General features: G+C 42.7%; 28 protein-coding genes. All 28 read left to right on the top strand.

Annotated elements, in window-relative coordinates; genetic code table 11:
- Nucleotides 1-12: 12 nt before the first annotated feature.
- Entirely contained in the window at nucleotides 13-1,173 is a 1,161-nt protein-coding gene (locus AAIH57_RS22415) for a sensor histidine kinase (protein ID WP_175396643.1), read from the top strand.
- A gap of 4 nt (nucleotides 1,174-1,177) precedes the next feature.
- Nucleotides 1,178-1,900 (top strand): response regulator transcription factor, encoded by a 723-nt coding sequence (locus tag AAIH57_RS22420; protein ID WP_175396642.1) that lies wholly within the window; start codon nucleotides 1,178-1,180, stop codon nucleotides 1,898-1,900.
- A gap of 329 nt (nucleotides 1,901-2,229) precedes the next feature.
- The gene (locus AAIH57_RS22425; protein WP_430023035.1) at nucleotides 2,230-2,610 is read left to right on the top strand and encodes a hypothetical protein; all 381 of its coding nucleotides are present in this window, start codon (nucleotides 2,230-2,232) and stop codon (nucleotides 2,608-2,610) included.
- Between the two features lie 462 nt (nucleotides 2,611-3,072).
- Nucleotides 3,073-4,986 carry a helicase-related protein gene (locus AAIH57_RS22430; protein WP_430023036.1) on the top strand — a complete coding sequence of 638 codons (1,914 nt, stop codon included), beginning with the start codon at nucleotides 3,073-3,075 and terminating at the stop codon, nucleotides 4,984-4,986.
- A 30-nt stretch (nucleotides 4,987-5,016) separates the two neighbouring features.
- Nucleotides 5,017-6,051, top strand: a complete 1,035-nt coding sequence (locus AAIH57_RS22435) for a ComF family protein (RefSeq protein ID WP_430023037.1) — start codon at nucleotides 5,017-5,019, stop codon at nucleotides 6,049-6,051.
- 263 nt (nucleotides 6,052-6,314) lie between these two features.
- Entirely contained in the window at nucleotides 6,315-6,722 is a 408-nt protein-coding gene (locus AAIH57_RS22440) for a TIGR03826 family flagellar region protein (RefSeq protein ID WP_413036153.1), read from the top strand.
- Between the two features lie 151 nt (nucleotides 6,723-6,873).
- Nucleotides 6,874-7,158, top strand: a complete 285-nt coding sequence (gene flgM / locus AAIH57_RS22445) for a flagellar biosynthesis anti-sigma factor FlgM (RefSeq protein ID WP_076287615.1) — start codon at nucleotides 6,874-6,876, stop codon at nucleotides 7,156-7,158.
- Nucleotides 7,159-7,166: 8 nt separating this feature from the next.
- Entirely contained in the window at nucleotides 7,167-7,667 is a 501-nt protein-coding gene (locus tag AAIH57_RS22450; RefSeq protein WP_076287616.1) for a flagellar protein FlgN, read from the top strand.
- Nucleotides 7,668-7,685: 18 nt separating this feature from the next.
- Nucleotides 7,686-9,248 carry a flagellar hook-associated protein FlgK gene (gene flgK, locus AAIH57_RS22455; RefSeq protein ID WP_430023038.1) on the top strand — a complete coding sequence of 521 codons (1,563 nt, stop codon included), beginning with the start codon at nucleotides 7,686-7,688 and terminating at the stop codon, nucleotides 9,246-9,248.
- Between the two features lie 23 nt (nucleotides 9,249-9,271).
- Nucleotides 9,272-10,180: a flagellar hook-associated protein FlgL gene (gene flgL / locus AAIH57_RS22460; protein WP_430023039.1), complete on the top strand. Its 909-nt coding sequence runs from the start codon at nucleotides 9,272-9,274 to the stop codon at nucleotides 10,178-10,180.
- 86 nt (nucleotides 10,181-10,266) lie between these two features.
- Entirely contained in the window at nucleotides 10,267-10,716 is a 450-nt protein-coding gene (fliW, locus tag AAIH57_RS22465; protein WP_430023040.1) for a flagellar assembly protein FliW, read from the top strand.
- Complete coding sequence (gene csrA / locus AAIH57_RS22470) at nucleotides 10,716-10,949, top strand: carbon storage regulator CsrA (RefSeq protein ID WP_430023041.1); 234 nt, start codon at nucleotides 10,716-10,718, stop codon at nucleotides 10,947-10,949. The genes fliW and csrA overlap by 1 nt, the downstream gene beginning before the upstream one ends.
- Before the next feature lie 192 nt (nucleotides 10,950-11,141).
- Nucleotides 11,142-11,915, top strand: coding sequence for a flagellin (locus AAIH57_RS22475; RefSeq protein ID WP_430023042.1), 774 nt, complete (start codon nucleotides 11,142-11,144; stop codon nucleotides 11,913-11,915).
- A 149-nt stretch (nucleotides 11,916-12,064) separates the two neighbouring features.
- Nucleotides 12,065-12,415, top strand: a complete 351-nt coding sequence (locus AAIH57_RS22480) for a flagellar protein FlaG (protein ID WP_430023043.1) — start codon at nucleotides 12,065-12,067, stop codon at nucleotides 12,413-12,415.
- Nucleotides 12,416-12,432: 17 nt separating this feature from the next.
- Nucleotides 12,433-13,938 carry a flagellar filament capping protein FliD gene (gene fliD, locus AAIH57_RS22485; protein ID WP_430023044.1) on the top strand — a complete coding sequence of 502 codons (1,506 nt, stop codon included), beginning with the start codon at nucleotides 12,433-12,435 and terminating at the stop codon, nucleotides 13,936-13,938.
- A 13-nt stretch (nucleotides 13,939-13,951) separates the two neighbouring features.
- Nucleotides 13,952-14,335: a flagellar export chaperone FliS gene (fliS, locus tag AAIH57_RS22490; protein WP_430023045.1), complete on the top strand. Its 384-nt coding sequence runs from the start codon at nucleotides 13,952-13,954 to the stop codon at nucleotides 14,333-14,335.
- Nucleotides 14,332-14,679 (top strand): hypothetical protein, encoded by a 348-nt coding sequence (locus tag AAIH57_RS22495; RefSeq protein ID WP_430023046.1) that lies wholly within the window; start codon nucleotides 14,332-14,334, stop codon nucleotides 14,677-14,679. Before fliS ends, AAIH57_RS22495 begins: the two co-directional genes overlap by 4 nt.
- Before the next feature lie 110 nt (nucleotides 14,680-14,789).
- Nucleotides 14,790-16,580 (top strand): motility associated factor glycosyltransferase family protein, encoded by a 1,791-nt coding sequence (locus AAIH57_RS22500; RefSeq protein ID WP_430023047.1) that lies wholly within the window; start codon nucleotides 14,790-14,792, stop codon nucleotides 16,578-16,580.
- Nucleotides 16,581-16,630: 50 nt separating this feature from the next.
- Complete coding sequence (locus tag AAIH57_RS22505; RefSeq protein WP_430023048.1) at nucleotides 16,631-17,650, top strand: UDP-N-acetylglucosamine 4,6-dehydratase family protein; 1,020 nt, start codon at nucleotides 16,631-16,633, stop codon at nucleotides 17,648-17,650.
- Complete coding sequence (locus AAIH57_RS22510; protein WP_430023049.1) at nucleotides 17,647-18,348, top strand: cytidylyltransferase domain-containing protein; 702 nt, start codon at nucleotides 17,647-17,649, stop codon at nucleotides 18,346-18,348. The genes AAIH57_RS22505 and AAIH57_RS22510 overlap by 4 nt, the downstream gene beginning before the upstream one ends.
- 37 nt (nucleotides 18,349-18,385) lie before the next feature.
- Nucleotides 18,386-19,414 (top strand): N-acetylneuraminate synthase, encoded by a 1,029-nt coding sequence (neuB, locus tag AAIH57_RS22515; protein ID WP_430023050.1) that lies wholly within the window; start codon nucleotides 18,386-18,388, stop codon nucleotides 19,412-19,414.
- Nucleotides 19,411-20,553 carry a UDP-N-acetylglucosamine 2-epimerase gene (gene neuC / locus AAIH57_RS22520; protein WP_430023051.1) on the top strand — a complete coding sequence of 381 codons (1,143 nt, stop codon included), beginning with the start codon at nucleotides 19,411-19,413 and terminating at the stop codon, nucleotides 20,551-20,553. The genes neuB and neuC overlap by 4 nt, the downstream gene beginning before the upstream one ends.
- A 50-nt stretch (nucleotides 20,554-20,603) precedes the next feature.
- Nucleotides 20,604-21,245, top strand: a complete 642-nt coding sequence (locus AAIH57_RS22525) for an acetyltransferase (RefSeq protein ID WP_430023053.1) — start codon at nucleotides 20,604-20,606, stop codon at nucleotides 21,243-21,245.
- A 6-nt stretch (nucleotides 21,246-21,251) separates the two neighbouring features.
- Nucleotides 21,252-22,400: an aminotransferase class I/II-fold pyridoxal phosphate-dependent enzyme gene (locus AAIH57_RS22530; RefSeq protein WP_430023054.1), complete on the top strand. Its 1,149-nt coding sequence runs from the start codon at nucleotides 21,252-21,254 to the stop codon at nucleotides 22,398-22,400.
- A 136-nt stretch (nucleotides 22,401-22,536) separates the two neighbouring features.
- Complete coding sequence (locus AAIH57_RS22535) at nucleotides 22,537-22,716, top strand: hypothetical protein (RefSeq protein WP_430023055.1); 180 nt, start codon at nucleotides 22,537-22,539, stop codon at nucleotides 22,714-22,716.
- Nucleotides 22,713-22,985, top strand: a complete 273-nt coding sequence (locus AAIH57_RS22540) for a hypothetical protein (RefSeq protein WP_430023056.1) — start codon at nucleotides 22,713-22,715, stop codon at nucleotides 22,983-22,985. Before AAIH57_RS22535 ends, AAIH57_RS22540 begins: the two co-directional genes overlap by 4 nt.
- Nucleotides 22,986-23,679: 694 nt before the next feature.
- The gene (locus AAIH57_RS22545) at nucleotides 23,680-23,877 is read left to right on the top strand and encodes a cold shock domain-containing protein (RefSeq protein ID WP_024631599.1); all 198 of its coding nucleotides are present in this window, start codon (nucleotides 23,680-23,682) and stop codon (nucleotides 23,875-23,877) included.
- Between the two features lie 357 nt (nucleotides 23,878-24,234).
- Nucleotides 24,235-24,798: a ribosome hibernation-promoting factor, HPF/YfiA family gene (gene hpf / locus AAIH57_RS22550; RefSeq protein ID WP_430023057.1), complete on the top strand. Its 564-nt coding sequence runs from the start codon at nucleotides 24,235-24,237 to the stop codon at nucleotides 24,796-24,798.
- Nucleotides 24,799-25,548 lie beyond the last annotated feature (750 nt).

Genomic DNA, 25,548 nt, shown 5'->3' on the forward strand with positions numbered 1-25,548 from the left:
AGTCGAACTAACGTGGATTTACAAGCCGATGCCATAGACCGCGTCATCAAAAACGCCATACAAGTCATGGAAAACAGCAAATATCAAATGTTCGAAATCATGGACTCGACCCGTGAGGAGCTAAAAACTCTGAACGAGGAGTTGAAGTCGGTTCTGAAGGAGACGGCGGAAACGATCGAGAAAGTAGATCAATTGGAGCTGAACTACCGCCGTTCCCGGATCCGTCTGACTGAGGTTAGCCGTGACTTCGTCCGTTATTCCGAGCATGATATCAAACAGGCGTATGAGAAAGCGACGCAGTTGCAGCTGGACCTGATGATTTATCGTGAGAAGGAAATGTATCTGAAGGCCCGTCGGGATGATCTGCAGAAGCGTGCCAAAAATGTGGAAGCTTCTGTGGAGCGTGCCGAGACGATTGGTTCGCAGATGGGGGTCGTACTCGAGTACTTGTCAGGTGAACTGGGTCAGGTGACCCGAATCATCGAGTCTGCCAAGAATCGACAAATGATTGGTTTGAAAATAATTTTGGCCCAGGAAGAAGAGCGGAAGCGCATTGCACGTGAGATTCATGACGGGCCTGCGCAGATGCTCGCCAATCTAGTGCTTAGGACGGAAATTGTAGAAAGAATGCTCATTAAGCAGGATTTTAAGATGGTCCAGGCCGAAATAGTAGATTTGAAAGGCCAGGTTCGTTCCAGTCTTGAAGAAATGAGAAAAGTAATATTCAATTTGCGTCCTATGGCACTGGATGACCTGGGATTGATTCCAACGCTTCGGAAGTACGTGCAGGATTTTGAGGTAAAAACAAAAATCCGCTCGATTTTTGAAACAAGAGGCAAGGAACACCGCTTGTCTTCTGCAATGGAGGCTGCGATCTACCGCCTCGTGCAGGAAGGTCTGTCCAATGCTGCAAAGCATGCTTATCCCACTCATGTTGTAGTGGAAATTACATACCAGGCTCAGCTCGTCAAAATTGTCGTTCAGGACAATGGGCTTGGCTTCAAACCGGAGCTTCTTGCGAAGAAAAGCAAGGATCATTCTCACTTCGGTCTGATTGGGATGAGAGAACGGGTTGAACTGTTAGAAGGTAGAATAGAGATCGAATCCGGAGAAAATCAAGGAACGAAAATCGTGATTCATATCCCGACAAACGTGGATAAGGGAAAGGAGTAGCAGGATGGAAAACCGTGATACTGGTAATACATCAATTAAAGTTCTTTTGGCTGATGATCATCAGCTGTTCCGTGAAGGGCTGAAACGCATTTTGAATATGGAGGACGACATTGAGGTCATCGGCGAATGCGGCGATGGGATTCAGGTGCTTGAATTCTGTAATCAGGATAAACCGGATATCGTTTTGATGGATATCAACATGCCTGTAGAGAACGGGGTTGAAGCGACGGAGAAACTGCGTGAGCTGTTCCCGGACGTCAAAGTCATTATTTTGTCCATTCATGATGATGAAAGTTATGTATTCGAAACATTGCGTAAAGGTGCCAACGGATACTTGCTGAAGGATATGGAAGCCGAGTCCCTGATCAATGCGATTCGTTCCGTTCATGAGGGGCATGCGTTCATTCACCCTAAAGTAACAGGCAAACTGATCATGCAGCTGCGCCGGATGACGTATCTTAATGAAACAGGTGCGATGAGTGAGGGTGCTTCAAAAGAAGCTGGGGTTAAATTTGTCGCTGGCGACAACAACCCGCTAACTCGCCGTGAGGCAGAAGTACTTCGCCTGATGGCTGAAGGCAAGAGCAACAAAATGATTGGTGAATTCCTGTTTATCAGTGAGAAAACGGTGAAAAACCATGTCAGCAGCATTCTGCAGAAGATGGAAGTGGATGACCGTACACAAGCCGTTATTAATTCCATCAAGTATGGCTGGGTTACGCTCTAATTCGATATAAGAGATTTTAACTTATAGAATTTCGCATGACATTATAGATCTCTGTTCACTCGCGCCCGTTCCGAATTGCCCGGATTGGTCTGCGGGTTAATGGACTTTACCACTGCATAAGAGCAGAGTGTGAAGCTGTGCTGAACAATTGTTCAAGCTTAGGTTTGAATGAGTGAATGACCTGGCCTGTCTTCTTGCCTGATGTCATCAGAAAGAAATATGGCGCTTGGAATGTGCAGGTGTAACCCTTTCAGGAGTACGGCATATACTGTCGTATACAGGGATGTTCGCCATGGGTGAGCATGACCTTCCGAGGAGGTGCAGTTGCCATGGTTGCTCATCTGACTATGATTCTGCTCATATACTTCCTGGCGGCAGTGGCCGTTCATGCCATGCACCAGCGTCATCTTTCTCGTCCGGAACCCGAGGGTTACGAGCAGATTCTGCTCATTCCTTCCAATCAGGAACAGCAGATCGAAGGCGTTGTAAGAGCACTTTGCCGGGAGCTGTTTTACCGTGGAAAGAGCTTCACATTGACAGTCGTTGCGGATCGTATGGAATCGGAAACAGTTCGTATTATTGAAAAGCTGATGCACAGGCAGGGGATGGAGCCCTCGTACCTGTCATCCGTACCACCTGATATGGAACGTTCCACGCAGGATGGATACCGTGCATTTCGCCTGATTGATCTACGTGAGGCAGAGCATTGATGAATTGAAGACTGAACTGAATTGGTTTCGATAGATCCACATGAAGATTGCAGCTCAGGCTGTAATCTTTTTTGTTCATTGTAGCCAAGTCTGCTGTTAAATTAAAAATGGGTTTTTATGCAATCTATGGTTAATGTCGGTATGATGAGTTGTTGGATTGGAAGTAAGAAGCGATTCGAAACCGTAAATCTTAACTTAAAAGTATAGACGGATCGGATTGGAAAAAGTTTCGCTTTTTAAAAGAGAGTTTTGGGGGATTCGCCAAATTGGTAAAATGGGACTATAACGTGAATTTGGCATCACAAAATCTTGTCCTGCATAAGAGCAATTGATATAGTAAAAAGACAAAAGGATAAGACATTGGACGAGATCAGGACATGAAGCACATGCTCCGGCGAACAGCCGGGTAAGCATGTGCTTTTTTTGCGTTTCTAGGAAGTCCATTACGAGGGGGGAGTTCGGATGAAAGTTGCGTTATATGTGTGCCGATTCAGGGAGGGGTGGAGAATGCTGCTGTCTTTGGATATTCGGGTAGATGTCACCTGGTGGCTGGAAGGAGCAAGTGGGAAGCAGGTGCTGAACTGGTTGTTGTTAGATGAGGCGCTGCCTTTAAGTCAGGCGTCTTGGCTTGTTGAACATTTTGAGATGGAGCGAGGGATGGATCATTGGAATACAGGGCACTGGAAAGTATATATACGGCGTAAAGTGGATGAATATGAAAAGCTGTCAGGGGAACAGGCAGCCAGAAGAGAAGGTGGGGGCTTGGCGGGAAAAGCGGGGATAGCTGCTGCTGAACGTAGGGCTGGGACAAGTGGGATGGCTGCTGCCCCAAGTGGAGCTGGGGTGGGCGGGATGCCTGATTCTTATCCCGCTGAAGGGTGGGCTCAGCTGGAGCGGGGCGCTGCCCTGCTGGCTGAGCGGCTTCGCGGCCGCCAATTGCTGGCGGCCGAGGCAGAGGCGCTGCTGGCGGACGCCGTCCCGCAGCTGGCCTCCTGGCGCGCGGCTGCGCAGCTTGCGCGACTGCACGGGCGGCTGAGCATCACAGCCGCCCTGGAACTAGCCACGCGCCGCCGGCACGCGTGGCTGAGCGCGCATGGCGCGCCCCGCTGCCGCAGGTGCGGCAGCGTTGCCAGGCAGCGCGTGCCCTGCGCTGCCTGCGGCCTGGCGGCGTGCGCCTACTGCGAGGCCTGCCTCGCGCTGGGGCGCAGCCGTGCCTGTGCGCTGCTGCTGCGCAGTGCAGCGCCTGCGGCCGTGCAGGGCACGGTCGCTCTTCCCACCGGCGGCGGACTTGCCCGGTGGGGGCTTAGCGCAGCGCAGAGCGCGGCAGCTTCCGCGGCGCTGGCGTATTTGGCCCGGCCTACCTCCGCAGAGGATGGGCCGGGGCGGTTCTTGCTGTGGGCCGTGACCGGGGCCGGCAAGACAGAAATGATTTTCCCCTTGCTTCAGCACACGCTAGAACGCGGGGGAAGAGCGCTTGTAGCAACGCCGCGCAGGGACGTGGTGCTGGAGCTTGCGCCACGTCTGGCCAAAGCCTTTCCGGACATTACGCTTGCCACGCTGTATGGAGGCAGTGCCGAGCGATGGAAAGACGCACAGCTCACCCTCGCGACCACGCATCAGTTGATGCGTTTTTACCAAGGATTCGATCTGGTCATTATCGATGAGCTCGACGCGTTTCCTTATCACAATGATCCCATGCTCGCTCATGCAGCGGCAGCTTCCTGCAAGCCCGATGGGAATTTTATATATTTGTCTGCTACCCCGCCAGCCCGGTTACAAAAAGAAGTATCACAGGGAAAGCTCACCCATGCCAGAGTGCCGGTACGCTTTCACCGCCATCCTTTACCCGTGCCTCAATTAATCAAGATGCCAACTGTTGCTGAATGCATTAAAAAGTGCAGTCTTCCCGCCACTTTGAAGAGTAGCATCCAAACCTCTTTGCAGCGTGAAGCGCAGGTGTTTGTATTTGTAACGCGCATTGCTCAGATTGAGGCATTTGTTGACCTGATGCGCCGTATATTCCCCCAAATCCATATCCAAGGGACATCATCCCAAGATAAGGATCGGGCGAGTAAAGTCATGGCTTTCCGCGAACGAGACATTCGTCTGTTGGTGACGACCACCATTCTGGAGCGGGGAGTGACCATTCCACGCAGCGATGTATTTATTTTGGATGCAGATAATGGGCTCTTCGACGAAGCTTCACTGGTACAGATGGCGGGGAGAGCAGGGCGTTCCATGGATGATCCTGCAGGCAGAGTCGTTTTCGCATCCTTCCGGCGCACACGATCTCAGGTCAAGGCGGTGGCACAGATCCGGAAAATGAACACCATCGCCCGCCGCAAAGGCTACCTGCACCGACAGTTCCAACCATAAATCCATTCCATCCAAGGAGGTTACGGCGCAATGCTCAATCGGCTTAACGATATAACCGACTTTGTTCACCAACTGACCCATCGCATACATAACCTGTTCGCCCCGCCTGGCTCAACCTGCCTGACCTGTGGCACCCGTGCCGTACTATCTCCAACCTACCCAGGGATTTGTACGCGCTGCGTGAAACAGATTCCCTGGATTCGCTCCATTCGCTGTCAGCGCTGTGGCCGGGCCATCGGCTGTCCGGACTGTATCCGTCCACATATGCAAAACCGTTCGTTCATCTGCAACCGCAGTGCCGTCCAGTACAATGCCCTTATGAAAGAATGGATCGGTATGTACAAATTCAGAGGCCATGAACGCTACGCGCCGCTGTTAACGTCGCTTCTCACCCAAGCCTTCCAAGCCATGAGCGAAGAACTGAGTTCGGCTGTGGCAAAAGAAAACCAAGCTTCCGTGGCACATCCCGCCACCTCTGCTTTACCTCCGGTGGATGCTGGATTCCATCCACCGAGTCCGCGCGCGTCAACTTACGCGCGCGTTCAGCCATCTAGCCCGCACACATCAACAGTTGTGCGGGACCAACCCCAAGCAGCGACACGCCAAACGCAGTCGCTGCTCCAAAGCCCCAAGCCGCGATGGCGGCCTGACGCGGTGACTTACGTCCCTGTCAGCAGCGAGCGCCTTGCCGAGCGCGGCTTCAACCAGGCCGAGCGGCTCGCTGCCGGACTCGCCGCAGCCTGCCGCCTACCCGTGGTTGATCTGCTGCAGCGCCGGATCAACACCGCCAAGCAAAGCTTCAAGACACGTGGCGAGCGAATCGAGACCATGAAGGAAGCTTTTTCAATGAGCCCGGGGGCAATAGATGTCTTGAGGGAGCTTCATATGAGGGGAGCAGCTTCTAAAACCGTAAGAGAGCACACTTCTCCATTTCGTTTGCTGCTGGTCGATGATATTTACACAACAGGCAGCACCTTGGACGCGTGCGGGAGGGTCATTTTAAATGCTGCTGCGTCTAGTGATATTCCCATAGAGATCTATTCACTAACTTTAGCGAGATCATAGAAGACATTTTGATAATACAGTGAATTTGAATTTATATGATGTGATAGATTATCATGAAATAAAAGCAATAAAGCTTTTTCATAAAGAGGAAAGGATATAAATTCTTTGTTCATAACAATAAAAAATCATCAGAAATTTTGCATATGTACGCATTATCTGTCCTCTTGGTGCGCAAATAGACTATGGACTTGATGTGAGACAATAAGGTAATGTATAGATATTATCCATCGGAATAAGGAAGTTTGAGAGGGGCGTTTTAAGCGATGAATCTGGGTAATTGTCCTCGCTGTGGCAGATTGTATGCATTGAACTTTCGGGATGTGTGCTCGAACTGTATCAAAGAAATTGAACAGGAATACCAGACTTGTGTTGACTATTTGCGGGAAAATAAAGGTACTAATATACAGGAATTATCTGATGCAACGGAGGTCTCCATTAAACAGATTACCAAGTTCATCCGTGAGGGACGGATTTCCATCGAAAATGCCCCGAATATGATGTATCCTTGTGAAGTATGTGGAACGCTAATTCGTGAAGGGCACATGTGTGATTCGTGCCGAAATCGCTTAACGAAGGACTTGGCTGGAGCAGCACGTGAGGTAGGCCAGAAGGATAACGGTAATATAGGCGGACGAGCCTACAATGCTGTCGACAAACTCCGGGATTCATAGGAACGAGGGCTTAAATGCAGTTCTTGCTATAACAAATGTTTTGGAACGTACCGATAAACTTATTAAAGATTATCGGTTTTTTTTATTATCCGAATTGTTCGCTATGATAAAGATAATGTAAAAATCCCAAGGTGAAGGAAGTGTATTTCGTATGAAAATCAATGAACCGAATAGAATTGGTGCTATTAATTCCTATCAAAGGAACATTGAATCCAATCAGCAGGCTGATGCCAAAAAAAGCCGCCGTAAGGACGAAGTATCCATTTCTCCGGAGGCGATGAAGATGCTTGAAGATCAAAGTCGTACACAGGATGCAGCACGTACACAGCGCATTCAGGAATTAAAAGAACAGGTAAATTCGGGAACGTATCAAGTAGACAGCCAGAAGCTCGCCGAGAAGCTCGCTCCATACTTTAAGAACTTCCCTAATCAATAGGAGGACACATGGCCATTGAATCGATAATCGATGTACTTGAACAGCTGCAAGCTGCACATGAGGATATGCTGGAACTGGGAGAACAAAAGAAGGAAGCGGTTGTTGCCAACAAAGTCGAGACACTGATCGCTCTGATCAATCAAGAAACCAAATTGGCTAAAAAAATTGAGATGATCGAGCAGCAGAGACTTCAGGCGGTTCATCAGTTCCTGGAGGAACGTGGAATCAAGTCGAAACTGAATTTGACGATCAGTGAGTTAATGAGACTTGTTTTTGATGCTTCCGAGAAGAAGAGACTCCTTCAAGCTCAAACCTCATTAACAGATGTGCTGCAAAAGGTGAAATTTCTGAATGAAGCCAATCAACAGCTGATCAAACAGTCACTCTCGTACATCGACTTCTTTATTGAGACAATGTCATTTCATTCTGAATCAGAGGCCACTTATCAGAATCCTTCAGAGAAGCCTTACGGTATGGCTCGCTCCGGACTCTTTGATACACGGGCTTAATAATGGGGGAAAAACAACATGGCTTCAACATTCCATTCAATTGAAACGGCCAAACGCAGTTTAATTACGCAAACCGCCGCTTTGAATACAACAGGACATAACGTTGCCAATGCAAATACACCGGGTTATTCACGTCAAGTTGTCAATATGACTGCGGCAGACCCGATTGATGCTGTGGCCTTTTATCGCACGACATCTCCAGGTCAGCTTGGAACAGGGGTTGAATTTAACTCCATTATGCGTGTCCGTGAATCTTTTCTGGATGGCCAGTTCCGTAATGAAAATACATCACTTGGGGGCTGGACTGTTCGAAACAGTACACTGGAAAAGCTCGAGACGATTATGAATGAGCCCTCGGATACAGGGATTCGTACAGTTCTGAATAATTTTTGGAACTCCTGGTCCGATCTGAGCCAAGATCCGCAGGATGTTACTAACCGAAAGATCGTAAAAGAAACAACGTTGGCATTAACGGATGGTTTAAATCAGATTAGTCTCCAATTGGATGCGCTGACTAACGACCTGACGAATAACGTTTCGTTAAAAACGACCGAAATCAATTCATATCTGCAGTCCATCGCGGATCTGAACAACAATATCGTAAAAGTGGAGCAGCTTGGAGACAATGCCAATGATTTGCGTGACCAGCGTGATTATGCAGTAGATCAGCTTTCCAAGATTGCCGGCGTTCAGATAACAGAACTGGATAGCGGCTACCAGGTAACGATTGCAGGCCAAGTAGCAGTTACTGGAGCTGCGGTTGTTCCTGTCACGGCTGATATTTTGGAGAACGCTTATCAAGCGGGGACTTTAACTGGCGGCGAAGTCTACGGAATGATCCATTCCCGTGATCAATATGTAGCAGACTATCGCAACCAGATCAATCAACTGGCGAATACGCTCGCAACCGGCGATATTGAGATTACCATTCCTGCTGGATCCGTATTGCCTAGCGGCACGGTTTTCAACAACGTGACCTATTCCGATGCCAATAACAATAGAACGTTAACATCAGATTTGAAAGTGACGGTTCAAGGGATCAATGGGCTGCACAAATTGGGTTATACGCTTAGTGGAAATACGCCAACAGCGGGCGGAGACTTCTTTACAACCAAAGACGGCTCAGGAACGATTACGGCTGGGAATATTACATTAAGTACGGATATTCAAAATGATCCGAATAACATTGCAACTTCGATGCGTACTACCGGAACGGGTACAAGTGAGAGTGTTGTTCTGGGTAATAACAGCTTGGCATTGGCTTTGGCTGGGTTAAAAGATGCAAAATTTGATTTTGGTACAGGTCTGTCTAAACCGACCACGGTAGATGACTTTTTTGGTGCGATTGTGGGTCAATTGGGTGTACAAACTCAAGAAGCCAATCGTCAAGCGCAAAACGCTCAACTCCTTACCGAACAGGTTGACTTGAATCGTCAATCGGTAAGCGGCGTATCTCTCGATGAAGAGATGAGTAACTTGATCAAATTCCAGCACGCGTATAGTGCAGCCGCCCGTTTCATGACTGCCTACGATGAATTGCTAAATAAACTGATTAACAGCACCGGTGTAGTCGGTCGCTAAGACATAGAGAGGAGTAACCAATAATGGCTATTCGCGTAACCTCAGGCATGATGAGCACTCAGATGCTTAGCAACCTGAACCGCAACCTGAACCGAATGGATAACATGTCCAACCAGATCTCTACCGGTCGTAAAATCAATAAACCGTCAGATGATCCTGTTGGTGTAACTTACGCGCTCCGTTACCGTGCAGAGTTGGCGGCGAATGAGCAGTATCAATCCAATACGGATGCTGCGGTAAGCTGGTTGGATGCGACGGATTCGAATATGCAGCAAGCGCTGGATGTGGCGAAAAGGTTGAAAGAACTGGCAGTTCAAGGATCCAACGGGACTTTGTCAGACTCTGACCTTGAAGCTGTTAATCTGGAAGTAGAGGAATTGAAGAAACACCTTGTGGATATTGGTAATACACAAATCCGTGGGAAATTTATTTTTAATGGCCAAACCTATGACAAGGCGCCGTATGAATTATCAGGAACAGTAACAGATTATGCGGATGTGGAAACGGATAAACAGGGAGTTCTTTACTCCATAAGTGAACAGGTTACATTCCAAATTAATACCTCTGGATCAGATTTTTTTGGTAATAAAGGTGATACGGATAATATTTTCGCAATTATCGATAATTTATCTGCAGCATTAAATAGTGGCGATCAGACCGGAGTGCAGCAGCAATTGAAGAACATCGAGTCCCGTTCAACCAAAATGCAAGCATCTCTTTCAGAAGTCGGTGCACGGACCAACCGGATTGAATTGGTTCAAAATCGTTTGCAGGATCAGGATCTAAACTTCACTACTCTCCAATCCAAGACTGAGGATGCAGATGTGGCTAGTCTTATGATACAGGCTACTTCAGCACAGACGATCTATGAAGCAGCTCTTAAATCTTCCGCTCAAATCATGCAGCCATCTCTTATGGACTTTATGAGGTAATAATTGATTTTAATCCAGGATACACAGTAAGCTATGGACAGAGAACAGTCCGTAGCTTTTTTTACTAATGGGGGAGGATGAACAAAATGACTCAATACAATGATATGAATACTACTGAAGAACAGATGGTAAAAGAAACATATACTTTTCATAAAGGAATCCCTGGTTTTGAAGAACTGAAATCCTTTGATTTGCAGCAGCATGATGAAGTGTTCAGTCTCTTTAGTTCAGTTGAAGAACCGGCTGTGGCCTTTGTAACCGTAAATCCATTCGATTTTCATCCGGATTATGAGTTTGAGCTTTCTCTTGAAAACGTAGAAGATCTTGGCGTAACAGATCCAGGTGATGTGGAGGTCCGCTGTATTGTCACTTTACATGATGACATTCGAAATGCAACAGCAAACTTGCTGGCTCCAATTGTGTTCAATAAACAAAAAAAATGGGGTAAACAAATTGTACTGCAAAATACCGAGTACAAGACTAAACATGCATTATGGAGAGATGAAGATTCTCTCAACAAGGATGGTGACATCTGATGCTGGTACTTACACGCAAAAAGGGTGAATCCATTGTCATTTCAGATGATATCGTATTGACAGTGCTATCCGTAGATGGAGAGAATGTGAAACTCGGTATAGCAGCTCCAAGGGATATTGATATTTATCGTAAAGAAGTTCTCGAAGCAATTGAGCAAAACAATCAAAATGCGGCGATGAATCTGGAGGCATTACAGAAAACGATAAAAGGATTAGGGAGACTTTCTGAATAGTATTATTCAAAAGTTAGTGCAGTCCTATAAACCATGATAAAAAATAGAAAAAAAGTTGAAATGGCTATAAACAAATTATGGCATGGCGTCGATATATATATTAAGGCGGTAATTCTTCAGGGCGGCCGACCTGTGAAGACGCTAATACCACATGGATGTGGGCATATAACCATTTCAGGGAGGAAATAAACAATGATTATCAATCACAACTTACCAGCGGTTAACACACACCGTAATATGGGTCTGAACAACACAGCAGCAAGCAAAAACATGGAGAAATTGTCTTCCGGTTTGCGTATCAACCGTGCGGCTGACGATGCTGCAGGTCTCTCCATCTCCGAAAAAATGCGCGGTCAAATCCGTGGTTTGGAGCAAGCTCAACGTAACGTTCAAGACGGTATCTCATTCGCACAAACAGCTGAGGGCGCAATGAACGAAGTATCCTCCATGCTGACTCGTATGAAAGAGCTTCTGGTTCAGTCCGAGAACGGAACTTACCAATCAGGCGATCTTTCCAACATTAAAATGGAATTGGGACAATTGGGTGCACAAATTGACGCAATCACATCCAATACCAAATTCAATGGTATTAACATTACTGCAGCTTCGGGTGTAAAAATCCAAGCTGATGACGATGCATTCACAATTACTATTGATGGTATCGACACTGACGGATTTAAAGGTATGACTTCAGGGGCTACTCTTGCAAGTGCTACTACTGCAATTGAAAAAGTGGCAACTCAACGCGCTAAACTTGGTGCTGTTCAAAACCGTTTGGAATATACTTCCAACAACTTGGGAACAACTGTTGAGAACCTGACTGCTTCCGAATCCCGTATTCGTGATACAGACATGGCTAAAGAAATGGTTGCTTTGTCCAAAAACAACATCTTGTTGCAAGCATCACAATCGATGTTGTCGCAAGCAAACTCAGCTCCTCAAGGCGTTCTTTCCTTGCTTCGTTAATACTATTTTTCTTTGGGACCTGTATTTTACAGGTCCTTTTTTGTTTTTTTATTAAAGAACTTAAAGAAATGTTTGATTTTACCGATATATAAAATAACATACCTCAAAAAGCCTTAGTGATCACGGTCATTTACAAGGGAGGATAAAATATGGGCACGATTGGTTCGGCTGGAAGTTCTGTAGACAGTGGGAATAAGGAGTTCTTTGCTAAAAAAGGAAATAATATTAATCAGTCTTCTGATTCCCAAATTGCATCTCACCACGGAGAAAAACAGAATAAAGCGAATGCAGTGGAAGAATTGAAAAAAGCGATAGAAGCTATTCAGGGACCTCAAAAGTCACTTGAATTTTCCGTTCATGAAGAAACCCACTCTATTATGATTAAAGTAACGAACAGGGAGACAGGGGAATTGATCAGAGAAGTACCCCCTGAGAAGTTACTTGATGTTGCAGCTAAAATGATGGAACTAGCAGGACTGATAGTTGATAAAAAAATCTGAATAAGGAGTGATTTTCATTGGCTACAACAAGAATTATGGGAATGGCCTCAGGGATGGATATAGAATCCATTGTCAAGCAATTGATGACTGCTGAAAAAAAACCTCTTGATAAGTTGAATCAGAATAAACAGATTATGGAGTGGAAAAGAGAGGGTTATCGTGAAACAAGCGTGAAACTCGTAACCTTTGCACAAACTAAAATTTCAGATATATTTAGTAAAGCAAGCGCGTTGAATGCACAAACCGCTAAAGTTACTGGTAATACATCAGCAGTAACTGCTAAGGCTACTTCTTCGGCAAGCGGAGTTATGGATATTACTGTAAAATCATTGGCTACTGCTGCAAGTGCAAAATCCTCAAATGCACCAACAAATGTAGGCTCAGAAACGGACTGGGGAAAAGTATTGTTGTCCGATATATCTGGTTTCAGTGGATCTGGAGATGTGGAAATTAACGGGGCAACAGTTACGATCGATGCAAATGAGACGCTTAAATCATTTGTTGATAAAATAAATTCGACAAAAGCAGCAGGAGTAACCGCCATTTTTAATTCGGCTACGGGTGAAGTTTCGATTACCAGTAAAAGTACAGGTGTTGCCGGAAATTCAATTGAATTAGATAGTGGGTCCACTGACGTGTTTACTTCTTTAGGACTTGCTTCCAAGTTAACTGGTGGAATGGATTCAAGTTACACAGTGAATGGTCTGGAGATGACTAATAGTTCGAATGCATTTACATTAAATGGTGTTGAAATTACTTTAAACAGCGTGAGCACTCAAGCGACTCATGTTGAAGTCTCAAAGGATACGGATAAGATTGTGGAAACGGTTCAAAGTTTTGTCGATGCCTATAATGAGTTATTATCTTTTTTGAATACAAAAGTAAATGAAGAAAGATATAGTAAATATCCGCCTCTTACAAGTGATCAGAAAAGTGAAATGTCTGATAGTGAAATTGAGTTGTGGACTAATAAGGCTCAAAGCGGTATGTTGAAAAGAGATAGCATTCTTGAAAATACGATCTCTGAGATGCGTGCTGCCATGGTACAGGGCGTCAAATTAACTGATGGATCTACAATTAATTTAACTCAATTAGGAATTACTACAGGTGGATATGAGAGTAGAGGTAAATTGATTTTGAATCAAGATAAGCTAAAAACGGCATTGGATTCTAATCCTGATATTGTAAATGACTTTTTTAGTACAAATTACTCAACGTCATTTTCCAACACAGATTATGCTCAAAGTGATGGTATATTCGCTAAAATGAAAAAGATATCGACAAAGGCATTAAACAGCTTATACACTACTGCTGGTACTTCAAAAGTAAGTACTGAACTTAGTGCCGCGTTTATAACCGATAGTATTATGGGCAACCAGCTTAGAACTCTTGATACTCGCATCTCTGCTATGGAAAGCCGATTGACTAGTAAGGAGAATAACTATTATAAAAAGTTCACAGCTATGGAGACTGCTTTGAATAAGTACAATAATACATCTTCTAGTTTGTCCAGTTTTATGTGAGGAGGACAGAAAATTGATTAATTCTCCATATCAGAAATATCAACAAGCTCAGGCTCAAACAGCTTCAAAACCAAAACTATTGATTATGTTATATGATGGTGCTATTCGGTTTGTTCAAGCAGGTATTGAAGGGATTGAGCAAAGTAATTTCGAATTAGCAAATCGTAATTTATGTAAGGCTCAGGCTATTGTTCATGAACTAATCTCATCATTAGATTTTGACTATTCATTGGCTAATAACTTGGTCTCAGTGTATGAATATATGTTGCATCGTTTAATTGAATCTAATGTAAATAAAACTACTCTTCCAGCATTAGAAGTATTGGATTACTTAAAAGAGCTTAGAGAAGCATGGGTCGAAGCCAGCAAATCTTTGGGAACGGGATTTGCCTTATGACTGATCGAGAAAAGTTGGAGCAATTTGTAAATGAGTACTGTCAATTATCCCATTCCACTATCGCGAATATTTTGGAATTAAATGAAGATCAATTGTTGGATTACGCCGAGCGAAGAGAATATATTGTTAACGAGATGAAGGCCTACCGCTCGTTGATAACAGGTGAAATGAAAATCAAGATTAATGAGTTGATTATAGAGGAAAGAGCTATCGTTGAAAGAATGTTGGAAATAAAAAATGAAGCATCCGAATGGCTTGAAAAAAGAGGGAGTATCAAATCTCAACAAATTGCATATCAGCAATCCTATTCTGCAAGCAGCGCCTTTATAGATTATCGAAAATAGGTAGAGTAAAGCGTCGGTTATGACCGATGCTTTTTCTATTTTGCTTCATTATTGACAAAGATAGGCCGATAATAGTAGATATGTAGAAAAAGCAGATGGGTGGATGAGTTATGAATCAGGCTAATCTTGAAGTATTGGAGCACAAGTTCCCACATATAGCAGAAAAATTGAAGAGCATTAATTCATCAGAACTACGACAAGAGCGAGTTGTATATGAGCGATTTGAAAGAGATGAGGTTTGGCTACAGGCAGTCAAGGAACTGATTGATGAATCAAAAATCCTATTTGTATATGGTTTTGGGCAGGGATTAAGTATCGCTGATCTTTTAGAAGAGTTTCCAGATCGGTGGCTCTTTGTATACGAACCGGATGAAGTGTCCTTCAACAGCGCGATGACCGAATATGATATTAGCCTATTATTAAGTCATCCTAATCTATATTGGATTTCTGTTGGTGATGATCAACTGCGAATGCTATTCCATTTACTATGTAGTTATATGCAAGAAAGACTTGCCTTTATCGGGCTCCGCAAGTTTTTGGAAGACCAGATTGAGGTGCTTCATGAGGTAAAAAAAGAATTTCTAACTTACAAAGGTGACTATCAATCTAATAAGTATGTGGAAAATCGCTTTAGAAACGAGTGGACTCAAAACTATCTGTATCATTTGCACGAGTCTTTTACAAACCACTCTATTGAAAATATGAAGGGGGCTTTCGAGGGGAATACGGCTATCATTGTATCGTCGGGTCCTTCTTTGACTGAAGATATAGAATGGATTAGAAAAATTTCAAAGCATGCACTAATTATTGCAGCTGGTTCAAGTGTACAAGCACTAATGAAACACGGAATTGAGCCTCATTTATGTGTTATAATGGATGGCCATGAAATAAATAATAAAATCTTCTCTAATGAAGAAACCCTACGACCCACGTTGCTATTCACTTCATCGTCTTATTTTGAAATTTCTCAGCGGAAAGAGAAGAATAAAATTTATAGCATCATGGAGAATGATCAAGTTTCCCAATACTTTTTACAAATAAACAAAAGTAATCTCTTGATGCTACCTACGCCGACTGTTGCAGGAACGGCAATTCAGAGTGCTATTTTCTTAGGAGCAAAACAGGTTGTTTTTGCCGGTCAGGATTTATCTTATCCAGGACAAAAGGTATATAGCGATGGGGTGGAGCACTTTTCTCAGGATACTAAAGTTGAAATGCTTCAAAGGGCTGTTAGACAAATTAAGAATGTACAGGGTGGTATAAATTCAACCGACTCAAGTTTTATGTTTATGAAGGAATCAATTGAAAGTTTAATCAAGTATTTCAACCATATTAAATTCTATAATTCGACAAGTCTTGGAGCTGTCATTGAAGGCGCTCCTTTCAAACCTATAAACGAAATTTATGAAGGACTTAAGGGTGAATTGGTAGAGAAAGACGTAATTAAAAACTGGATGGAAGATCATCCAGTAGAAATAAACCATAAACAATTTGCAAGTGTAACGGCGAGGATAGAACTCGTAATATCAGATGTACGCCATCTAAAAACAGAGATCAGTGTCATTCGTAAATTGATAAACAATATTGAATGGCTTAGTAGAACTAAGCCATTAAAATGTCATAATGTAATATTTGATATAGAAGAAAAGTGGGGAATCATAGTAAACAGAGAGTGGTTTGCACCAATATTTGAGTCTTTGGTTCCTTTGCAGCTGGGACGTTTTGATCGGATGCTGCCTACAATCGTTGTTGAACAAAATATTATTATCAAGGCAAGCTATATACGGGAATATCTTGGTGGAATTTTAGAGGAGTTGGAAGCACAACTTCCCCACTTGGAAGAGCTTTTGTTGGAAAGTAGGAGAAGAATGGTTAGTATACACAATATAATGGATGCCTAGGTTCATAAAACAAAATAAATAATCAATTTTTTTGAACCGGAGGTTTATATATGTTTACCGATAAAGTTGTGCTGGTTACGGGTGGCACCGGGTCTATTGGAAGTGAGATTGTACGAAATCTATTAGCATATCGCCCAAAAGCAATTCGAATTTTCAGTCGTGATGAAAGTAAGCAATTTGAATTGCAACAAGAACTCAAAGAAAATAATAATATCAGGTATCTAATAGGGGACATAAGAGATAAACAGAGACTTGGGTATGCCATGGAGGATGTGGACTTTCTTTTTCATGCTGCAGCTTTAAAACATGTTCCTGCATGCGAATATAATCCCATGGAAGCGGTAAAGACCAATGTTATTGGTGTTCAGAATGTTATTGAAACAGCCATTGAGCACAATGTTGAGAAGGTCATAGCCATTAGCACGGATAAAGTGGTAAACCCAACCAATACCATGGGGGCTACTAAATTATTATCTGAAAAGTTGATTTCTGCAGCGGGTTTTTACAAAGGAAGTAAACGGACGATTTTTGCTTGTGTACGGTTTGGCAATGTAATGGGTTCCAGAGGATCGGTCATCCCGCTGTTCAGAAATCAAATTGCAGAGGGAAGACCTATAACGATAACACATTCGGACATGACTCGTTTTATGATGTCAATTCCACAGGCTGCTCAATTGGTAATTGATGCTGCGAAATATTCTCAAGGTGGAGAGGTGTTTGTGCTGAAAATGCCGATCCTTAAAATTACAGACTTGGCAAAGTGCCTGATTGATTCTTATGAACAGTCTGAAGGCAGAAGCTACTTGGGCAAAGTCATTGAAACAGGTATTCGCCCCGGAGAAAAGTTATATGAGGAACTTATGACACTGGAAGAATCAGAGAGAGCTCAGGAAAACAGACAAATGTATATTATTCCTTCCGTTTTTAACACAAAAGAACATTACTACACTGGGTTCGAAAAAGCCATACATCAGGAATATTCCTCAAAAACAGCAAGGCAAATGGATACATCTGAAATTAGAGATCTGATCGAGACAAATGGATTGGGTTTCTCCAAGGTGATGATATGAAAGGCTCAACCAGATGTTTAGCTGTGATCCCTGCAAGAGGAGGATCAAAGGGCTTGCTTCATAAAAATATAAGATTATTAAATCATAAACCGTTAATTAATTACACAATTGAAGCAGCGCTCAACAGTCAATATATTGATGAGGTTGTTGTCTCTACGGACAGTGAGGAAATTGCCCGTGTTGCTAAATCGGCTGGAGCTAAAGTTCCTTTTATCCGCCCCGTTGAGCTGGCAACAGACCAAGCTAGGAGTATTGATGTTCTAAAGCATGCTGTTGATTATTATGAACAAAATGAAAAATATCCCTTTGAACATATTATATTGCTTCAGCCGACTTCACCGTTGCGAGATGCTAATGATATTGATCAAGCTTACCAAACATTCATAAATAATGAGGGGGATTCATTACAAAGTATCACTGTAGCTGATACTCATCCTTATCTACTAAGAGAGTGGAATTTTGGAAAGGTCGAGCCTTATTTGAAGGAAGAGGCTGGTAATCTTAGGAGGCAGGACTTATCAGAATTGTATGTATTGAACGGTGCAATATATATCGTCGAAAGAGATTTGTTAATGATTCAGAATACGATGACGGGTTCGAATAATTGTGGATATCTTATGCCTCAAGAACGATCTGTTGACATTGACAACGAACTCGATTTAAAATGGGCCGAATTTCTTATACAAATCTCAAAATAGCTGCAAAAAAAATGTGGTGAGGGGAGAGACATTCGAAATGAGCAATTTTCAATCAAGAACCAGCGGAGGGGCCGTTTACATTATTGCTGAAGTAGGAGTCAATCATAATGGATCATTGGATCGAGCGCTCGAATGTGTTGACCAAGCTGTGTTGTGTGGAGCAGATGCAGTTAAATTTCAAACTTTTAACAGCAAGAAGCTAGTAACCAGGCATGCTCAAAAAGCAGAGTATCAGATGGAAAACACCGGAGAAGCAGATAGCCAATTGGAGATGTTGCAGCAGCTTGAGCTAAGTCACTCGGATTTTGTAGAGATTAAAAGTTATTGCGACAAGAGACAGATTGACTTTTTATCCACTCCTTTTGATGAGGAAAGTGCCGACTTTCTAAACTCCATCCAAGTTGATGCTTTTAAAATAGGCTCTGGAGATATGAATAACATTCCTTTTCTCAAAAAGGTTGATCAATATGGACGTCCCATTATTCTTTCAACGGGAATGGCAGAGTTGATCGAAATCAGAGAGTCGTTAGAGGTTATAACTAAAAGTAATGTTTCTTTGCTTCACTGTACTTCAGATTACCCTGCTCCTGCTGAAGACGTGAATCTTCTTGCAATTAAGGCATTGGCAGTTGAGTTCAAGAAAGTTATTGGATATTCAGACCATACAGAGGGCATCGAAGTCTCTGTTGCGGCTGTAGCATTAGGTGCCCAGATAATAGAAAAGCACTTTACCCTAGATCGTTCTCTGCCTGGCCCAGATCATCAGGCTTCCCTAGAGCCGGAAGAATTTACTGCTCTGGTAAAGGCGATTCGCACAGTTGAACAAGCAATGGGGGATGGAGTTAAGCGCTGTATGCCTTCCGAAGTAAGCACAAAGTCCGTTGCCAGAAAGAGCCTTGTTGCGGGGCGAACTATGCAAGCTGGCGAACAAGTAAAAGAGCAGGATGTGGTCATCAAGCGTCCTGGAACAGGGATCCCACCCAAATACTATTTCGATTTTGTTGGTAAAGTACTTTCAAGAGATGTGGAAGAGGACCAGCTCTTATCATGGGAGGACTTTCAATGAAAAAAATAGCTGTTATTACCGGAACTCGTGCCGATTATGGGATATACTACCCTGTTCTGAAAGCAATTGAAGAAGAAAAGACGCTAGATCTGCATCTTCTTGTAACGGGAATGCATTTGTCCCCTCAATTCGGTAATACCGTTGAACTAATACGAAAAGATGGATTCCGAATATCTGCGCAGGTGGATTGCCTCTTGCAAGGTGCGACGCATGGGAACATGTCCCGTTCAATAGGATTGGCTATATTGGGCATGACACAGGCGCTGGAATCCATTCAGCCTGATACAGTGATCGTAATGGGGGATCGGGGAGAAATGCTTGCAGCAGCAGTAGTTGCTGCACATATGAACATTCCGCTTGTGCACCTACACGGTGGAGAAGTTACAGGAACGATAGATGAATCTGTCCGCCATGCAATAAGTAAACTGGCTCATATTCATCTGGTGGCCACTGTGCAAAGTAAAGAAAGGTTACTGAAATTGGGTGAAGATCCTTGGAGAGTTCATGTCGTAGGAGCTCCAAGGCTTGAAACGATGATGAATACCGTTCTTCCGGACCATAAAAAAACATTAGATAAATACAGTATCCGTATTCATTCTAAAGGTTATATTCTATTCGCTTATCATTCTGTTACTACGGAGTCCACAGATCTACAGATGATGACTAGTATGTTAAATGTATTGGCCAATAGTGAATATGACATTATATGTATTATGCCTAACTCTGATGCGGGATCGGATGCACTTGTAGGGGTGTACAATCAATTTTCTAACGCGAAGGGGATTCAATTGGTTACAAACTTCGAGCCATTTGATTACCTGGTCATGTTGCAAAATGCTGAAGTCCTAATTGGAAATTCCTCCTCTGGAATTATTGAGGCGGCTTCCTTTCATATTCCTGTTATCAACATTGGCACACGTCAGGGTCGTAGGGAACGTTCTTCCAATGTAATAGACATCCATGAGAGTGATGAAGCACTTCAAAGGGCACTAGCAGAAGCTACTTCACCTTATTTTCGGCAGGTTGTGTCCTCGACTCAAAATGTCTATGCAAAAGATAATACGAGTCACTTAATTGTAGATATTCTCAAAAAAATAAAGAATAGTGAAAAATTGATTCAAAAAACAATAACATATTGATCTGGGAATCAGCATCATTAGCCTTGATAGGAACATGAGGGGGGCTTTTTTTGGGATATATTATCTTTGGGGCAGGTGGGCATGGAAAAGTAGTATTGGATAACCTGCGATCAAACGGTGATGATATTATCGGGGTTATGGATGATCAATGGCCTGAAGGAGAGTGGAGGGGTGTTACGCTTCTTGGTGGTTTGGATCAACTCGACCGGATTGTCAGGCAGTATCCGAGTTCCTTATATATTATAGCCATTGGCCAAAATGCTGCGAGAAAAAAAATAACTACTTTGTTTGAACAAAAAAATGTTCGTTTTGGAAAGGCAATACATGCAAGTGCCGTGATCAGCGCTGATGCTTACATTGGAGAAGGAACCGTAATTATGGCTAACTCAGTAGTCAATGCTGGTGCTACTATAGGTAGACATGTCATTATTAATACGTCCACGACAGTTGATCACGACTGCAGTATAAAGGATTATGTTCATCTGTCACCAGGTGTTCATTTGGCGGGCGGAGTTGAAATTGGTTTCTCCACACATGTTGGTATTGCTGCAAGTATAATTCCACAGGTTAAGATTGGAAGAGCTGCTGTGATTGGTGGGGGGGCCTGTGTAATTCGTAATATCCCAGACTGCGTTCTGGCAGTTGGCTGTCCAGCTAAAGTGATCAAACAATTCGAAGAGAGTAAGGAATGAAAGCAGATGACTGAGCATAAGCGTATTTATTTAGCTTCTCCTCATATGAGCGGTTTGGAACAACAATATGTTAATGATGCATTTATAACAAATTGGGTTGCACCATTGGGACCGAATGTCGATGCTTTTGAGAAGGAAGTCGCGGAGTACGTTGGAAGTGCGGGGGCTGTTGCTTTAAGTTCAGGTACAGCGGCTATTCACTTGGCATTAGTATTACTTAATGTACAGGCAGGGGACACTGTCTTTTGTTCTTCCTTGACGTTTGTCGCTAGTGTCAATCCAATTTTATACCAGAAAGCAACGCCCGTATTTATTGATTCCGAACCTGATAGCTGGAATATGTCTCCATGTGCTCTTGGGCGTGCTATGAAGGCATATGCAGATAAAGGAAAAAAACCCAAAGCGGTCATTGTAGTGAACTTGTACGGGCAAAGTGCCGACTACGACTCACTGAAAAAAATATGTGATGAATATGAAGTGCCTATTATTGAAGATGCGGCGGAATCTCTTGGTGCTACATATAAAGGGCGTATGAGCGGGACTATTGGTAAGTTTGGCGTATACTCATTTAATGGTAATAAAATCATCACTACATCTGGTGGGGGAATGCTGGTATCCGATGATTTTGATAGTTTGAACAAGGCTAGATTTCTGGCTACTCAAGCAAGGGATAAGGCCGTATACTATCAGCACAGTCATATAGGGTACAACTATAGGTTAAGTAATGTACTTGCAGGGATTGGGAGAGGGCAATTAAGAGTGTTGGACGAGCGAATTGAGCAAAAACGTTCTATTTACTACCGTTATAATCGAGCATTATCACATACAATTGCGGGAGTTAGCTTTATGCCAGAAGCGACCTACGGGAAATCGACCAGATGGCTAACGACATTATTAATAGATCTGCAGTTACTGAAAACTTCAATTCCGTATATTATCAATTATCTTGATTGTTTAAATATAGAGAGTAGAAATGTATGGAAACCGATGCATTTACAGCCCATGTTCAAAGAGTGTGAATTCTTTGTACATGAAGGAAGCCAAGATGTTAGCCAGTTCTTATATAATACAGGACTATGTCTGCCGTCAGGTACAAATATGAGTGAGGATGAGCAGGAGCAAGTAATTAGGCACTTAAGAGAGATTCTTAGTTAAGCAACCTAAATTTTTTGAGGAGCAAATTCCAACTCCTTTAGTAGCATTTTTAATAGAGAAAAGATTGCTTACACATAGTTTAGAAATGATTTAATTCTTTAATTTCTATTCTATTATTGAAGGGTAGGTAATTATTATGTCTAAAGAGTATGATCTAACCATTCACGGTCATCCTAATATTTATAATAATAATTCTCCAAGAAGCTTAAAGATTTATTTTTCAGAACCCGATGCAGGTGTGAACCAAGAAACTGGAATTATCCTACTTATATCTGGATTGGGGGACATTCAAACTCCAAGGTATATAAAAAAATGAGATCCGTTTTTGCAGATGAATATAATTTAGTTTCTATTCAATGTGACTACTTTGGACTAGAATTTATGCAGCATAGCCCTCTACCGGAAAGCCTCTACAACTTTAATGATATGGGGATAATGCAGGCTCTGGATAATTTAACAGCAATCGGGATAGTTGAACAGATCCTAAAGGATAACAATTTGAACTTTAATGCTGGTAAAGTTATAGCTTATGGTCACTCTCATGGTGCTTATTTAGCTTATTTATTGAACGTATTATCTCCGTAATTGCTAACACTTGTAATTGACAATTCCGCTTGGTTATATCCTAAGTATATGGATAGAATTAGGCGATCTTTTGTAAAAATGGTGAAATGATCGAATTTGATTATATAGCCAAAAATGTTGTGAAAGACAAACAATTGATAGATCTTAATTACTTATATGGGAACTTTATTAATAATAGTGAAATTCATGCATTTCATGGCATAGAGGATTCATTGATAGCTTTATCTGATAAGAAAAGTTTTTAAGAGAAGATCCATAATTTCTTTTTACATGAAGTTAACGAGAAGAACATTGATAGACAAATTTTCAATTCTTTAGGTCATGGTTTAGGTGCAGACTTCCTAAGATTATTTGATTTTTGTATACAAAATAAAGAGTTAAGGTTCCCCAGTAAAGATGAGATCAGTTTTAAAGAAATGAAAATTGCAACAGAAACGGATCTCTATTCAGTGGAATATAAATCAAACATTCCTATTTTGAGTATAGAAAGTATATATACTGGATGATATCCCTTATTCTATTATAAAATATTGGTGTTAGATCAAGTCTCCTTTCCATATCAAAACATTATTTTCCAATAAAACATTTTCTTTACCAATTGACAATGGATAAGTCTGGATGGTATAGTCTGAATTGTGGGCTACGGCCTTGGCCAGAGCTTCACTTCATTTGATGACGAAGGGAATGTTAGTGCATGCAAGGTAAAGTAAAATGGTTCAACGCAGAAAAAGGTTACGGTTTCATCGAGACTGAAGATGGCGGCGACGTATTCGTACACTTCTCCGCAATTCAATCCGAAGGCTTCAAAACTTTGGAAGAAGGTCAATCCGTAGAATTCGACATCGTCGAAGGCGCACGTGGACCTCAAGCCGCTAACGTAATCAAATTATAATCATCCGGACAATCCGACCTACATATATGGTTAGATGGTTACCAATTGAATTATCGCTAGCAATAGACTCCGGTTTTCCGGGGTCTTTTTTTGTTTTTCTAATAGAGTCATTTTAAGATATTACATAATAGATTGAGGAAAGAAGAAAACGGTTAATTACTTTTTCAAGCGCCCTATATCAACATCATGTAAATACAGGATTTCGCCTAATTATGGTGAAATATCGCGAAATATGGCGTTACGCGTAGGTGGGCTGATGTGGCTTGAACAGATGTCATGATTCGGTCACCGGGAGTTTTTACATGGCGCTTACATTCGTGTTATAATGAAGTGGCAAAGGAAAAGGAGGAGTGCCCTATGAATTTAAGTATTCGAGGTCAACAAATCGAGGTTACCGATGCTTTGAAAGATTATGTCGACAAAAAGTTGAGTAGACTCGAGAAGTATTTCGATGCACCCCTTAACTCTGACGGTGCTGTTACATTGAGCACGACGAGAGGCTTGCATACGGTAGAAGTGACGATTCCTTTGAAAGGCATTGTGCTCCGCGCTGAAGATGAGAGCGACGATATGTACGCTTCCATTGACGCTGTGGTGGACAAGTTGGAACGTCAGATCCGTAAACACAAAACAAAAGTAAACCGGAAGTTCCGCCAGGAAGGCAGCTTGAAAACGCTCTTCGTTGAAGATCCGACAGGTACAGTAGCCACTGCTGAACTGGATGTGGATACCGAAGAAGATGATTTTGAAGTGGTACGGACGAAACGCTTTATGTTGAAACCGATGGACGTGGAAGAGGCAATCCTCCAAATGAACATGGTCGGCCACAATTTCTTCGTATTTTCCAATATTGAGAATGAAGAAGTCAGTGTTGTGTACAAACGGAACGATGGGAAATATGGTTTGATCGAGCAAGGTTAATCGCCTTGAAAGATGGAACTCTAAACCCTCAAATTGAAAATGAGTACTTACGATTACAATAACGACAGGACACTTCGTTTCCTGAATGAATTAAACGATTAAACTAAACAAGAGCTTCCATCCTTACAGGGTGGGGCTCTTTTCTGCATAAATAAAAGCTGGAAAATAATTATGGAAGCAAGTTGATGAAACTATTTCCCATACAGCTGCGTCTAATAAATAGTAAGAAATCGTATGACTTTTCACGAAAGGGATAAATATTTACACGCCTACAGCGTAATTCGTGAAGGCTCATGAATAGATTCGATAAGCTGAGAGTTGGTTCCAAATTTACCACTAACATTTTCTTATTCTAACCATATGATCTGAAAATATAGCAGTGAAAGAGAAGGCTTCCGCTAACGGCTATGATTTTTTGCACTTAAACGTGTACGAAGGGGCTTCAGAAGTTCAAAGAAGTGTGCCGCGGCGTGTTGCGGCGACCCTTACAAACTGTTACAATTTATGCAAGAGAATCATTGTCCTGATGAGGAATTGTCAACGAATGATCGTAATCATAATCAATGACAGGCACAGCACCATGAACATGATTCGTAAGGTTTGGATTTGCCCTTATATACGAGGAGTGAATCCTGTGAATATCGAATCAGCTTCATGAGTAACCCTGGGCAAGCCTGGAGTTGATTCATCCATATTAATGTTTTATATCGTTTGTCACCCCCGGGCAAGTGGATGTACATCCATCCGATG

It is taken from the genome of Paenibacillus sp. MABNR03 (assembly GCF_050455445.1).
Lineage (GTDB): Bacteria > Bacillota > Bacilli > Paenibacillales > Paenibacillaceae > Paenibacillus > Paenibacillus xylanilyticus.

Coding starts and splice junctions, on each gene's coding strand:
- AAIH57_RS22420 (WP_175396642.1), top strand. CDS start 1,178: ATGGAAAACCGTGATACTGGTAATACATCAATTAAAGTTCTTTTGGCT.
- AAIH57_RS22425 (WP_430023035.1), top strand. CDS start 2,230: ATGGTTGCTCATCTGACTATGATTCTGCTCATATACTTCCTGGCGGCA.
- AAIH57_RS22430 (WP_430023036.1), top strand. CDS start 3,073: ATGAAAGTTGCGTTATATGTGTGCCGATTCAGGGAGGGGTGGAGAATG.
- AAIH57_RS22435 (WP_430023037.1), top strand. CDS start 5,017: ATGCTCAATCGGCTTAACGATATAACCGACTTTGTTCACCAACTGACC.
- AAIH57_RS22440 (WP_413036153.1), top strand. CDS start 6,315: ATGAATCTGGGTAATTGTCCTCGCTGTGGCAGATTGTATGCATTGAAC.
- flgM (WP_076287615.1), top strand. CDS start 6,874: ATGAAAATCAATGAACCGAATAGAATTGGTGCTATTAATTCCTATCAA.
- AAIH57_RS22450 (WP_076287616.1), top strand. CDS start 7,167: ATGGCCATTGAATCGATAATCGATGTACTTGAACAGCTGCAAGCTGCA.
- flgK (WP_430023038.1), top strand. CDS start 7,686: ATGGCTTCAACATTCCATTCAATTGAAACGGCCAAACGCAGTTTAATT.
- flgL (WP_430023039.1), top strand. CDS start 9,272: ATGGCTATTCGCGTAACCTCAGGCATGATGAGCACTCAGATGCTTAGC.
- fliW (WP_430023040.1), top strand. CDS start 10,267: ATGACTCAATACAATGATATGAATACTACTGAAGAACAGATGGTAAAA.
- csrA (WP_430023041.1), top strand. CDS start 10,716: ATGCTGGTACTTACACGCAAAAAGGGTGAATCCATTGTCATTTCAGAT.
- AAIH57_RS22475 (WP_430023042.1), top strand. CDS start 11,142: ATGATTATCAATCACAACTTACCAGCGGTTAACACACACCGTAATATG.
- AAIH57_RS22480 (WP_430023043.1), top strand. CDS start 12,065: ATGGGCACGATTGGTTCGGCTGGAAGTTCTGTAGACAGTGGGAATAAG.
- AAIH57_RS22495 (WP_430023046.1), top strand. CDS start 14,332: ATGACTGATCGAGAAAAGTTGGAGCAATTTGTAAATGAGTACTGTCAA.
- AAIH57_RS22500 (WP_430023047.1), top strand. CDS start 14,790: ATGAATCAGGCTAATCTTGAAGTATTGGAGCACAAGTTCCCACATATA.
- AAIH57_RS22505 (WP_430023048.1), top strand. CDS start 16,631: ATGTTTACCGATAAAGTTGTGCTGGTTACGGGTGGCACCGGGTCTATT.
- AAIH57_RS22510 (WP_430023049.1), top strand. CDS start 17,647: ATGAAAGGCTCAACCAGATGTTTAGCTGTGATCCCTGCAAGAGGAGGA.
- neuB (WP_430023050.1), top strand. CDS start 18,386: ATGAGCAATTTTCAATCAAGAACCAGCGGAGGGGCCGTTTACATTATT.
- neuC (WP_430023051.1), top strand. CDS start 19,411: ATGAAAAAAATAGCTGTTATTACCGGAACTCGTGCCGATTATGGGATA.
- AAIH57_RS22530 (WP_430023054.1), top strand. CDS start 21,252: ATGACTGAGCATAAGCGTATTTATTTAGCTTCTCCTCATATGAGCGGT.
- AAIH57_RS22535 (WP_430023055.1), top strand. CDS start 22,537: ATGTCTAAAGAGTATGATCTAACCATTCACGGTCATCCTAATATTTAT.
- AAIH57_RS22540 (WP_430023056.1), top strand. CDS start 22,713: ATGAGATCCGTTTTTGCAGATGAATATAATTTAGTTTCTATTCAATGT.
- AAIH57_RS22545 (WP_024631599.1), top strand. CDS start 23,680: ATGCAAGGTAAAGTAAAATGGTTCAACGCAGAAAAAGGTTACGGTTTC.
- hpf (WP_430023057.1), top strand. CDS start 24,235: ATGAATTTAAGTATTCGAGGTCAACAAATCGAGGTTACCGATGCTTTG.